The organism is Nocardioides sp., assembly GCF_030150155.1.
GTDB lineage: Bacteria > Actinomycetota > Actinomycetes > Propionibacteriales > Nocardioidaceae > Nocardioides.
In genome coordinates, this window is sequence record NZ_JASLGR010000017.1 from 34984 (window position 1) to 47113 (window position 12130).

The window sequence follows — 12130 nt, forward strand, 5'->3', positions numbered from 1 at the left end:
GCCCTACTAGGGTGAGCGCGTGCGTGAGTCCAACACCCAGCCCACCGCCCAGCCCTGGTGGCGCAACGCCGTCGTCTACCAGGTCTACCCCCGCAGCTTCGCCGACACCGACGGTGACGGCATCGGCGATCTCCCGGGCATCACCGCCCATCTGGAGCACATCGCCGGGCTGGGCGCCGACGCCCTGTGGCTCTCGCCGTTCTTCAAGTCTCCGCAGCACGACGCGGGCTACGACGTCTCGGACTACTGCGACGTCGACCCGCTCTTCGGCACCCTGGCCGACATCGACGCGCTGCTGGCCAGCGCCCGCGAGCACGGCCTGCGCGTGATCGTCGACCTGGTGCCCAACCACACCTCCTGGGACCACGCCTGGTTCCAGGCTGCGGTCGCCTCCGAGCCGGGCTCCCCGGAGCGGGCTCGCTACCTCTTCCGCCCGGTCGACCCGGCCGCGCCGGACACCCCACCGAACAACTGGCTCTCCGTCTTCGGCGGCCCGGCGTGGAGCAAGGTCACCTCGCCGGCCGGCGTCGAGGAGTGGTACTTCCGCCTCTTCGACGCCTCCCAGCCCGACCTCAACTGGCACAACCCCGAGGTCGTCGCGATGTTCGACGACGTGCTGCGGTTCTGGCTCGACCGGGGCGTCGACGGCTTCCGGGTCGACGTGGCGCACGGTCTGTTCAAGGCCGAGGGCATGCCCGACCAGGTGATGCCCGACGGCGGCCCGCTGGAGACCGAGCCCGCCCGCCTGATCGAGCGTGGCATCACCTGGGCCCCGATGTGGGACCAGCCCGAGGTGCACGGCGTCTACCGGCGCTGGCGCACGATCCTCGACGAGTACGACGGCGAGCGGATGATGGTCGCCGAGGCGATGCCGCTGACGATGGCGGGGATGGCACGCTACGTGCGCCCCGACGAGTTCCCGCAGACGTTCAACTTCGCGCTGCAGTGGGCACAGTGGTCGGCCGAGCAGTTCCGCGAGGTGATCACCAACACCATGCTCGAGCTCGCCGAGATCGGCTCCCCGCCGACCTGGGTGCTCGACAACCACGACCAGCCGCGGCACGCCAGCCGGTACGGCGGCGGCCCGCGCGGTGTCGCCCGGGCGCGTGCGGCCACCCTGCTGATGCTGGGCCTGCCGGGCTCGGCGTATCTCTACCAGGGCGAGGAGCTCGGCCTGGAGGAGGTCGACGTGCCGGTCGCCCTGCGCCAGGACCCGCGCACCGACGGCCCCAGCCGGGACGGCTGTCGCGTCCCGATCCCGTGGTCGGGCGAGAAGGCGCCGTACGGCTTCGGTCCTGACGGATCGACGCCGTGGCTACCGCAGCCCGACGGCTGGGAGGAGCTCTCGGTGGAGGCCCAGACCGGCATCGAGGGATCGACGCTGGAGTTCTACCGCAGCGCCCTGGCCGCGCGACGCCAGCTCAGCGGCAACGACGTCGAGGTCGTGTCCGCCGCCGACGGCGTGGTGCAGGTCCGCCGCGGTGACGTCCTCACGGTGATGAACGCAAGCGAGGAGGACATCCCCCTTCCTCAGGGGGACATCCTCCTCGCGAGTCAGCCACTGGGCGACGTACAGGAGGGTGTCCTGCCGCCCGATGCAACAGTGTGGCTTCGGATCAGCTGATCGGTTGATCGGCCGATCGTCGAGCGGGGCTCAGTCCAGCGCGGCGTTGTAACGCTTCAGCTGGGAGCCCAGCTCCTCGATCTCGGCGACGCTCCAGTCATCGAGCAGCTGCTCGTTGAGCCTGCGCTGCGCGTCGTCGACCTCGGTGATGCGGGCGTTGCCGGCCGTCGAGATCTCAACCAGGCTGGCGCGCCCGTCACAGGGGTCCGGGGTGCGGACGATGAGACCGAGGTCGTCCAGGTGCTGCAGGTGACGCGAGAGCGCCCCCTTGTCGATCCTGAACGCCTCCACGATGGCCGAAGCCCGCGCCGGGCCGTTCTGCTTGATCCAGCCGAGGATCAGGTAGGACATGCCCTGGAGCTCGGGGTGGACCGAGGCCGCTCGCTCGCCGATCATCCGCTTGACGCGGCGGACCAGGCGGCCGATCTCGGCCTCGACCACCCGCAGGCCCTCAGAGCGCTCGGTCATTTCTTGCTGCCCAGGTCTGCGATCTCGAGCTCAGCGGCGAGCTCGAGCTCGGTCTCCGGGTCCTTCAGCGTGTCGAGGGTGGTCCGCAGACGGGTCTCCTTGATCAGCGCGACGGCGACCAGAGCGATCACGGCACACGGCACGGCGTACAGGAAGATGTGACCGGTCGCCTCACCGAAGGCGTGCTCGAACACGGTGGCCAGCTTCGCCGGCAGCGCGCTGAGGTCGGGGACCCCACCGCCACCCAGGGCCTGGGCCTGCTGGGCCGTGACGTCACCGCTCTTGACCAGGGCGCCGACGCCCTCGGTGACGTGCAGGGAGACCCGGTGGCTCAGCACCGCACCCAGCGCGCTGACGCCGATGGCACCACCGAGGGTCCGGAAGAAGGCGACCATCGAGGAGGCGGCACCGATGTTGGCCTGGTCGACGTTGTTCTGCACGGCCAGGACGAGGTTCTGCTGGGTCGCACCCAGGCCGAGGCCGAGGAGGAACATGAACAGGCCCACGATCCACAGCGACGTCGTGCCGTCGATGGTGGAGAGCAGCCCGGCGGCCACGACGACCGCGACCATGCCCCAGACCAGCCAGACCTTCCAGCGGCCGGTGGCGCTGATCAGACGGCCCGAGACGATGCTGGTGCCCATCAGGCCGACGACCATCGTCAGCGACATCAGGCCGGCGTGGGTCGGAGACATGCCACGCGAGGTCTGGAAGTACTCCGAGAGGTAGGTGGTACCGGCCAGCATCGCGACACCGACGAAGATCGCGGCGATGGTGGACAGCGTGATTGTGCGGTCCTTGAACAGCTCCAGCGGGATGATCGGCTCCGCGGCGCGGGACTCGATGAAGACCGCGATCGCCAGGATGACGATGCCGCCACCGACCATCAGCGCCGTCGTGCTCGACACCCAGTCGAACTTGCTGCCGGCCAGGGAGACCCAGATCAGGAGCAGCGAGACGCCACCCATCAGGAAGGTCGCACCGAGGTAGTCGATCTTGACGTTGTCGCGCTTGATCGTGGGCAGGTTGAGCTTCAGCTGCAGCACGATGAAGGAGACGATCGCGAAGGGCAGGCCGACGTAGAAGCAGCCGCGCCAGCCCAGCGGGGAGTCGACGATGAGGCCGCCGACGAGCGGGCCAGCCAGGGTCGCGAGACCGAAGGAGGCTCCGATGTAGCCCGAGTAGCGGCCGCGCTCACGCGGGGAGACCATCGAGCCGATGATGATCTGGATCAGTGCCATCACGCCACCGACGCCGAGGCCGGTGATGACGCGAGCGCCGATCAGCCACGCCATCGACTGGGCCATACCCGCGAGCGCGGAGCCGGCGACGTAGACGACGAGGGCGGTCTGGACGAGCAGCTTCTTGCTGAACAGGTCAGCGAGCTTGCCCCAGATGGGGGTGGTCGCCGTCATGGCGAGCATCGTGGCGACGAGCACCCACGTGTACCCGGTCTGGGATCCGTGGAGGTCAGCGACGATCCGCGGCAGGGCGTTCGTCACGACGGTGCTCGACAAGATCGCGACGAACATCGCGATCAGGAGGCCGGAGAGTGCCTCCATGATCTCCTTGTGAGACATCTGCTTGGTTTGTTGCATAGGTCAACGATATGTCTCGATGGTTGCATTCAGCAACTTGTCAGAGCCAATTTCTGCGGTTGGGAACCTGAGACCCTCGTCACTCCGTCATGGTGGTGAGCAGGCAGTAGTCCCGCGGGCTGCGGCGGCCCTCTGCCTGCTCACCACTACCCGAGGCAGCGAGAGGCAGCGACGTGGAACCACAGGCTGAGAGCGCCTTCGCGGCCTTCGTCGACGACTCGTGGACGAGCCTGGTGCGCGCCGCCGTCTTCCTCGGCGCCTCCCCCTCCGACGCCGACGACATCGCCCAGACCACCGTCATCCGCTGCTACCGCGGCTGGGAGAAGGTCTCGGGCGCCGACAATCGCGACGCCTACGTCTACCGGATGCTCCTGCACTGCCTGCGTGATCACCAACGTACGTCGTGGTGGCGACTGCGCTCGCCCAGCCCACCGGATCCGCACGGACCGGCCGGCCCCGACGAGAGCGCACGGATCGAGATGGCCGACGCCGTCCACCGTGCCCTCGAGGTCCTCCCCCGGGCCCAGCGCGAGGTGGTCGTGCTGCGCTACTTCGTCCAGCTCACCGAGGCGCAGACCGCTGCCACCCTCGGCATCGCCGCCGGCACCGTGAAGAGCCGGCTCTCCCGCTCCCTGGCCCGCCTCGCGTCGGACCCCCACCTTCTCGACCTCACCGGAGGCACCCGATGACCAAGCTCGAAGACCTCTGGGACGACTTTCCGGTACGCCGACCCAGCACCGCCGACCTGGTCCGTCAGGCTCGACTCGCTCGCGCCGCGCGCCGACGCCGCCGGATCCTGCGGCCGGTCTCGTTCGCCGGGGTGGCCGCAGCCCTGGCCACCGCCTTCGTGCTCGGCACCTCGACCTCACCGGTTCCGCTGGGGGCCGGTGGGTCCGGGGGCGCTGGGAGTGCGGGGCCGGGCTCGGACGCCTCGCCGGTCTCCTTCGTCTCTGGCCTGAAGGCCCCGTCGAGCTGTGAGTCGCTGCTGGCGTCGTACAAGACCAGGGCGATGGCGGCGGTGACCGCGTGGGGGTGGTCGTACGGAGGCTGGGTCGATGCCGAACTCACCGGCCTGTTCGCCCGGCGCAGCGCCGCGTTCTCGATACCGAGTCCCGCCGGCGGGGTCGGAGACGTGGGGCTCGCCGATCTGGCCGCGACCTCCACCGCGAAGAACGTCGCCGGCTCCGCCACTGGCACCAACGTCCAAGAGGCCGGCATCGACGAGCCCGACATCGCCAAGAGCGACGGCACCCGCCTGGTCCGCCTGCATCGCCGCACCCTGGACGTCTTCGACCTCACCGGGGCCGAGCCGGCCCGCACCGGCACGCTCCAGCTCGCCGGGATCAGAGCACCGGAGATGCTGCTCAGCGGCTCGACCCTGATCGTCGTCGGCACCGACACCGTCACCCCGAAGGGCCGGCCGTACCGCACCGGCACCCGCATGATCGTGGTCTCGCTCGCCGACCCCGCCGCGCCGACGGTCACCCAGACCACCACCTTCTCCGCCGCCAGCGTGACGGTCCGGCAGAACGGCAGCGCCGTCCGCCTGGTGCTGGCCAGCGACCTGCCCGACCTGCCGTTCGTGCACCCGACCAAGAAGCGGACCCGCGCCCAGGCGCTGGCCAGCAACAAGACGCTGCTGCGCAACACCACCCTGGACGACTGGCTGCCGACGTACGACGACGGGCACGGCAGCCGCCGACTGCTGAACTGTGACGCCGTCGCCCTCCCCGACGCCGAGATGTCGCCCGGCACGGTGAGCATCGTCGGTCTCGACGCCGCCGCCCCGACGACCCTGTCGACGGTCGGGATCGCGACCGCGTCCCGGCTGGTCTACACCAGCGGAGACCACCTGTACCTCGCCAACCAGGGGTGGAGCGTCTCCCCGATGGTGGACTGCAAGACCTGCTCCGCGATCGCGTCGAGCAACCAGACCTACCTCTACGCCTTCGCCCTCGACGGGATCACCGCCCGCCACATCGCGTCGGGTTCGGTCACCGGCCGGCTGCGGGACCGCTGGTCGATGGATGCCGTGGGCGACACCGTGCGGCTCGCCGTCGCCACCGCCCCGACGAGCGCCTCGGCCCGGGTGCCGTTCCGCGGCATGACCGGGGAGAGCACCGAGATCGACGTACTCAAGATCGACGGGACCACGCTGACTCGGATCGGGCAGCTCGGCGGGATCGGCCCGGGCGAGAGCCTGCAGTCGGTGCGCTGGTTCGACGACCTTGCGTTCGTGGTGACCTACCGTCAGACCGACCCGCTGTTCGCGATCGACCTCTCGGACCCGAGTCGGCCGCGGGCGGTCTCCCACCTCAAGGCGCTGGGCTACTCGACCTACCTGCACCCGGTGGGTGAGGGGAAGCTGCTCGGCATCGGGGTCAGCGGCATCCTGGGCCGCGCGAAGGCGACCCTCTTCGACGTCAGCGACCCCGCGGCGATGACGAAGGACGGCGTGGTCCGCTTCGACCGTGGCACGTACGCCGCGGTGGGCAACGACTCCCGGGCCTTCACCTGGCTGCCGGACACGAAGGTGGCGCTGACCCCGCTGTACGCCCGCAGGAACACGGTGGTGCTGGCCGTCCTCTACACCGCGTCGGGACACCTGACGTCGGCGACCGTGCCCGTCAGGGCGGCGACGAAGTACCTCGACGCCGGCCAGGTGCGGACCTTCCAGACCACGTCCGGGCGGATCGTCCTGGTCACGCCGACGTCGGTGTCGTTCGTGACTCTCCCGACGGACCCCGCGGATCTGATGAACCACGCGGCACCGTCGGGAGAGTGAGGATCACTCGGCCTCGACCGTCGCCGCAGCGAACTGCGAGCGGTAGAGCCGGGCGTAGGCACCGTCGGCGGCGACCAGCTCGTCGTGGTTGCCCTGCTCGACGATCCGGCCCGCCTCCATCACCAGGATCAGGTCGGCGTCACGGATCGTGGAGAGCCGGTGCGCGATCACGAACGAGGTGCGGTCCGAGCGCAGCGCCGCCATCGCCTTCTGCAGCAGCAGCTCGGTGCGGGTGTCGACCGAGGAGGTCGCCTCGTCCAGGATCAGCAGCGACGGCTCGGTGAGGAACGCCCGGCAGATGGTGAGCAGCTGACGCTCACCCGAGCTGAGCGATCCGCCCTCGGCGTCGAGGACCGTGTCGTAGCCCTCGGGCAGCGAGTGCACGAACCGGTCGACGAAGGTCGCCTCGGCCGCCGCCCGGAGCTGCTCCTCGGTGGCGTCGGGACGTCCGTAGAGCAGGTTCTCCCGGATGGTGCCGCCGAAGAGCCAGGTGTCCTGCAGCACCATGCCGGTCTGGGCGCGCAGCTCGGCCCGCGGGACGCTGGCGATATCGACACCGTCGAGGGTGATCCGTCCGCCGTCGAGCTCGTAGAACCGCATGATCAGGTTGACCAGGGTGGTCTTGCCGGCGCCGGTCGGACCGACGATCGCCACGGTCTGGCCCGGCTGCGCCACCAGGGACAGGTCCTGGATCAGCGGCGAGGCCGGGTCGTAGGAGAACGAGACGTGCTCGAAGCGGACCTCGCCACGACGCACCGCGGGTAGGGCCCCGTCCGCATCCGGGATCTGCTCAGGCGCGTCGAGCAGCTCGAAGACCCGCTCAGCCGACGCGACACCGGACTGGAGCAGGTTCATCATCGACGCGACCTGGGTCAGCGGCATGTTGAACTGGCGGCTGTACTGGATGAACGCCTGGACCTCACCCACGGTGAGCGCACCGTGCGCCACCCGGATGCCGCCGACGACGGCGACCGCGACGAAGTTGAGGTTCCCGATGAACATCATGATCGGCATGATCAGGCCGCTGATGAACTGGGCCTTGAAGCCGGCCTTGTAGAGCCCGTCGTTGTGCACCGCGAAGGTCTTCTCGACGTCGTCCTGGCGGCCGAAGACGCGGACCAGGTCGTGACCGGAGAAGGTCTCCTCGATGTGCGCGTTGAGCTTGCCGGTCTCGCGCCACTGGGCGACGAACTGGCCCTGGCTGCGCTTCATCACGCGCCCGGCGACGAACATCGAGATCGGCACCGACACCAGCGCGATCACCGCGAGCAGCGGGCTGATCGTCAGCATCATCACCAGGATCATCACGACGGTCGTGAGCGAGGTGAGCAACTGCGACATGGTCTGCTGCAACGACTGCGACAGGTTGTCGATGTCGTTGGTGACCCGGGACAGGATCTCGCCGCGGGGCTGGGAGTCGAAGTACTCCAGCGGCAGCCGGTTGAGCTTGTCCTCGACGTCGCTGCGCAGCTCCTGGACGGTCCGGTTGACCAGCCGGTTGAGCAGCAGGCCCTGGATCCAGTTGAACAGGTTCGCGCCGACGTAGAGCAGCAGCACGAAGCCGAGGATGTGCGCCACCGCGGTGAAGTCGACGCCCTTGCCCGGGATCAGGTGGTTCATCCCGCCGATCACGTCGGCGAGCCGGTCCTGCCCCCGGGCATGCAGGTCGGCCACGATCTGCGCGACCGTCTGGTGCGGGTCCAGCGTGCGACCCATCGCACCGCTGAAGACGCGGTCGGTGGCCTGGCCCAGGAACCGCGGCGCCAGGCAGTTGAGCACGACGCCGGTGACGGCGAAGACCACCACGGCGATCGCCGGGACGCGCTGCGGCGTCAGCCGGCCCAGCAGTCGGCGCACCGAGGGCCAGAAGGTCATCGCCTTCTGCCCGACCTGGCCGCCGCCCATCGGACCACGGCCGGGCCCGCCCTGCATCTGGATCCGCTCGGTGGCCTTGAGGTTGCCGCCCGCGCCGGGCTTACTCCCCGCTCCGGGCTTGCCACCCGCGCCGCTCTGGCCGGCCGGCGGCGTGTTCGTCGCGGCCATCAGGCTGCCTCCTCCGCGGTGAGCTGGGACGTGACGATCTCCTGGTAGGTCGGACAGTCCTCCAGCAGGCTCGCGTGCGTGCCCGACCCCACGATCCGGCCGTCGTCGAGGACGAGGATCTGGTCGGCGTCACGGATCGTGGAGACCCGCTGGGCCACGATCAGGACCGTGGCGTCGACGGTCTCGGGCCGCAGCGCGGCACGCAGCCGGGCGTCGGTGGTGAGGTCGAGGGCGGAGAAGGAGTCGTCGAAGAGGTAGACCTCCGGCTTGCGCACCAGCGCCCGCGCGATCGCGAGCCGCTGGCGCTGTCCGCCGGAGAAGTTGCCGCCGCCCTGGACCACGGCGACATCGAGCCCGTCGGGCAGCGCTGAGACGAAGTCCCGCGCCTGCGCGACCTCCAAGGCGTGCCAGATCTCCTCGTCGGTGGCCTCGGGCCTGCCGTGCTGCAGGTTGGAGCGGATCGTGCCGGAGAAGAGGAACGCCCGCTGCGGCACCAGGCCGAGCCTGGCCCCGAGGGCAGCCGCGTCCCAACGGCGTACGTCGACACCGTCGACCTCCACCGCGCCGGCGGTGGCATCGAAGAGCCGTGGGATCAGGTTGAGCAGGGTCGACTTGCCGGCGCCCGTCGAGCCGATGATCGCCACCGTCTGACCGGGCGAGGCGGTGAAGCTGACGTCACGCAGCACCGGCTCCTCGGCACCGGGGTAGGCGAAGTCCACGTCGACGAAGGCGAGCTCGCCGCGGACCGGAGCCGTGGTGACGCCGTCGGCGGGGGCGACGATGCTCGGCGTGGTGTCGAGCACCTCGGCGATCCGGTCAGCGCAGACGCTGGCGCGCGGGATCTGCATGAGCACGAACGTGCCCATCATGACGCTCATCATGACCTGCATCAGGTAGGACAGGAACGCGGTCAGCGGACCGACCTGCATGGTGCCCTCGTCGACCAGGTGACCGCCGAACCAGATCACCCCGACGGAGGCGATGTTGACGATCACCATCATCACCGGGAAGAAGGTCGCCATCCACCGGCCGGCCTTGAGGCTGACGTCGGTGAGGTCGTCGTTGGCCTGGCCGAAGCGCTGCCGCTCCATCGGCTCCCGGACGAAGGCGCGCACCACCCGGATGCCGGTGATCTGCTCGCGCAGCACCCGGTTGACGGCGTCGAGCCGCTCCTGGACCTTGCGGAAGTACGGCACTCCCCCGACCACGATGATGCCCACCGCGACGAAGAGCACCGGGATGATCACGGCGAAGATCCAGGCCAGATGGGTGTCCTGGTGCAGCGCCATCAGCACCGCTCCGACCATCGTGATCGGGATGGTGACCGCCATCGAGCAGGCCACGTACGCGAGCATCTGGACCTGCTGGACGTCGTTGGTCGCGCGCGTGATCAGGCTGGGCGCGCTGAACGTGCCGACCTCGTAGGCGCCGAAGGAGCCCACCTTGTGGAACAGCGCCCGCCGTACGTCGCGGCCGAAGCCCATCGAGGCCCGCGAGGCGCACCAGACGCTGGTCGAGGAGCAGACGATCTGGCCGAGGCTGATCAGCAGCATCAGCCCACCGATCTTCACGATGTAGCCCTGGTCCCCGGCGACCACACCGCGGTCGATGATGTCGGCGTTGAGCGCGGGCAGGTACAGGAGCGCGCCCACGCTGAGGAACTGGAGCACGACGATCGCACCCAGCCAGCGCTTGTACGGCGCCAGATGGGTCTTCAGGACACGAAAGAGCACGGGGCGACTGTACGGGTCCTCACCGACAAGACGTACTGAGATTTGTCACGCCCGCGGGCGCCGACGGTCAGGGAGCGAGCCGCTCCGTGCGCCAGCCGGACTCCGCACGCCGGTAGACCAGGCGGTCGTGCATCCGCCCGGTCCGGCCCTGCCAGAACTCCACCGCCTCCGGCCGGACCCGGTAGCCGCCCCACTCCTGCGGAGTCGGGACGTCGTCGACCCCGACGAAGCGCTGCTCCGCGGCCCGATAGGACTCCTCCAGATCCTCGCGCCCCACGACCACCTGCGACTGGTGCGAGGCCCAGGCCCCGAGTCGCGACTCCCGCGGTCGTACGGCGAAGTAGGCGTCCACCTCGGCCCGCTCCAACGGCTCGGCGGTGCCCTCGACCCGGACCTGACGCTCCAGCGGGTGCCAGGGGAAGAGCAGCGCGATCGCCGGGTTGGCGCTGAGCTCGGCGCCCTTGCGGCTGGCGGTGTTGGTGTAGAAGACGAACCCCTCGGGGCCGAAGGACTTCAGCAGCACGAACCTGCTCGACGGGACGCCGTCGGGGGTGGCGGTCGCGACCACCATGGCGTTGGGCTCGTGGATCCCGGCACGGACCGCGTCGTCATACCAACGCTCGAACATGGTCAGCGGATCGGGGGCCAGATCGGACTCCCGGAGGCCTCCTGCGGCGTAGTCCCGACGCAGGGCAGAGAGGTCATGCTCCATGCCCTTGACCCTAGGCCATGTCGCTTCGCGCCCACCTGGGGCAGAATGCCGAAGGCTTTCCCGTTGTCTTTGCACTGTCTTCGCACGAGTCCGCACAACCCAGGAGCATCCATGCCTGACTCACCTGTCGTCCACGACGGACTCGAGGGCGTCGTCGCCTTCGAGACCCAGATCGCCGAGCCGGACAAGGAGGGCTCAGCACTGCGCTACCGCGGCGTGGACATCGAGGAGCTCGCCGGGCGCGTGCCGTTCGAGAAGGTCTGGGGCCTGCTGGTCGACGGCACCTTCGACCCCGGCCTGGCTCCGGCGGAGGCGTTCTCGCTGCCGGTCCACACCGGCGACGTACGCGTGGACCTGCAGTCCGCCATCGCCCAGCTCGCGCCCGCGTTCGGCTTCACCTACTCCTACGACTCGACCCCGGAGAAGGTCCGCGAGGACCTCGGCCGCGCCGCCGTGATGGTGCTGGCGTGGGCCGGTCAGTCCGCGCGCGGCCTCGGCCTGCCCGTCGTACCCCAGCGCGTCGTCGACGAGGGCCAGACCCTTGCCGAGAAGTTCCTGCTGCGCTGGCGCGGCGAGGCGGACCCCAAGCACGCCAAGGCGATCGACGCCTACTGGTCGTCGGCTGCCGAGCACGGCATGAACGCCTCCACCTTCACCGCTCGCGTCATCACCTCCACGGGCGCCGACGTCGCTGCTGCCCTGTCGGGCGCCATCGGTGCGATGAGCGGCCCACTGCACGGCGGCGCGCCGTCCCGCGTGCTCGGCATGATCGAGGACGTCGAGAAGTCCGGCGACGCGCGTGCCTACGTGAAGAACCTGCTCGACTCCGGCGAGCGCCTGATGGGCTTCGGTCACCGCGTCTACCGCGCTGAGGACCCCCGCGCCCGCGTGCTCCGTCGCACCGCCCAGGAGCTCGGCGCTGCGCGCTACGAGGTCGCCGAGGCCCTCGAGAAGGCCGCCCTCGCCGAGCTCCGCGAGCGCCGTCCCGACCGTGTCCTGGAGACCAACGTCGAGTTCTGGGCCGCGATCGTCCTCGACTTCGCCGACGTGCCGGCCAACATGTTCACCTCGATGTTCACCTGTGCTCGCACGGGCGGTTGGTCGGCGCACATCCTCGAGCAGAAGACCACCGGGCGCCTGATCCGCCCCTCCGCCCTCTACACCGGC

Annotated in this window: 9 protein-coding genes; 4 read left to right on the plus strand and 5 right to left on the minus strand. The window is 69.7% G+C overall.

Annotated features, from left to right (window positions below):
* The first annotated feature begins 19 nt into the window (after positions 1 to 19).
* Complete coding sequence (locus tag Q1V88_RS04250) at positions 20 to 1624, plus strand: glycoside hydrolase family 13 protein (protein ID WP_300678327.1); 1605 nt, start codon at positions 20 to 22, stop codon at positions 1622 to 1624.
* A 30-nt stretch (positions 1625 to 1654) separates the two neighbouring features.
* Here Q1V88_RS04250 and Q1V88_RS04255 read toward each other — a convergent pair whose 3' ends face one another.
* Together Q1V88_RS04255 and Q1V88_RS04260 are read right to left on the minus strand one after the other, a co-directional pair.
* Entirely contained in the window at positions 1655 to 2092 is a 438-nt protein-coding gene (locus Q1V88_RS04255) for a MarR family transcriptional regulator (RefSeq protein WP_300678329.1), read from the minus strand.
* Positions 2089 to 3690: an MDR family MFS transporter gene (locus Q1V88_RS04260; RefSeq protein ID WP_300678332.1), complete on the minus strand. Its 1602-nt coding sequence runs from the start codon at positions 3688 to 3690 to the stop codon at positions 2089 to 2091. Before Q1V88_RS04260 ends, Q1V88_RS04255 begins: the two co-directional genes overlap by 4 nt.
* Positions 3691 to 3863: 173 nt before the next feature.
* On the opposite strand from Q1V88_RS04260, the gene Q1V88_RS04265 reads away from it, so the two are divergent.
* Both Q1V88_RS04265 and Q1V88_RS04270 read left to right on the plus strand, forming a co-directional pair.
* Entirely contained in the window at positions 3864 to 4379 is a 516-nt protein-coding gene (locus tag Q1V88_RS04265) for a SigE family RNA polymerase sigma factor (protein ID WP_300678335.1), read from the plus strand.
* Positions 4376 to 6475 (plus strand): beta-propeller domain-containing protein, encoded by a 2100-nt coding sequence (locus Q1V88_RS04270; protein ID WP_300678338.1) that lies wholly within the window; start codon positions 4376 to 4378, stop codon positions 6473 to 6475. The genes Q1V88_RS04265 and Q1V88_RS04270 overlap by 4 nt, the downstream gene beginning before the upstream one ends.
* A 3-nt stretch (positions 6476 to 6478) precedes the next feature.
* Here the strand turns inward: Q1V88_RS04270 and Q1V88_RS04275 are convergent, their stop codons facing one another.
* The 3 genes from Q1V88_RS04275 to pdxH all read right to left on the minus strand — a co-directional run bounded on the left by Q1V88_RS04275 (position 6479) and on the right by pdxH (position 10963).
* Positions 6479 to 8518, minus strand: a complete 2040-nt coding sequence (locus Q1V88_RS04275; protein WP_300678340.1) for an ABC transporter ATP-binding protein — start codon at positions 8516 to 8518, stop codon at positions 6479 to 6481.
* Positions 8518 to 10251 (minus strand): ABC transporter ATP-binding protein, encoded by a 1734-nt coding sequence (locus tag Q1V88_RS04280; RefSeq protein WP_300678343.1) that lies wholly within the window; start codon positions 10249 to 10251, stop codon positions 8518 to 8520. Before Q1V88_RS04280 ends, Q1V88_RS04275 begins: the two co-directional genes overlap by 1 nt.
* Positions 10252 to 10318: 67 nt before the next feature.
* Complete coding sequence (gene pdxH / locus Q1V88_RS04285; protein WP_300678344.1) at positions 10319 to 10963, minus strand: pyridoxamine 5'-phosphate oxidase; 645 nt, start codon at positions 10961 to 10963, stop codon at positions 10319 to 10321.
* Positions 10964 to 11074: 111 nt separating this feature from the next.
* Between pdxH and Q1V88_RS04290 the strand changes: the two genes are divergently transcribed.
* A partial coding sequence (locus Q1V88_RS04290; RefSeq protein WP_300678347.1) for a citrate synthase 2 occupies positions 11075 to 12130 on the plus strand: 1056 nt, incomplete at its 3' end.

Coding starts and splice junctions, on each gene's coding strand:
- Q1V88_RS04255 (WP_300678329.1), bottom strand. CDS start 2,092: ATGACCGAGCGCTCTGAGGGCCTGCGGGTGGTCGAGGCCGAGATCGGC.
- Q1V88_RS04260 (WP_300678332.1), bottom strand. CDS start 3,690: ATGCAACAAACCAAGCAGATGTCTCACAAGGAGATCATGGAGGCACTC.
- Q1V88_RS04270 (WP_300678338.1), top strand. CDS start 4,376: ATGACCAAGCTCGAAGACCTCTGGGACGACTTTCCGGTACGCCGACCC.
- Q1V88_RS04275 (WP_300678340.1), bottom strand. CDS start 8,518: ATGGCCGCGACGAACACGCCGCCGGCCGGCCAGAGCGGCGCGGGTGGC.
- pdxH (WP_300678344.1), bottom strand. CDS start 10,963: ATGGAGCATGACCTCTCTGCCCTGCGTCGGGACTACGCCGCAGGAGGC.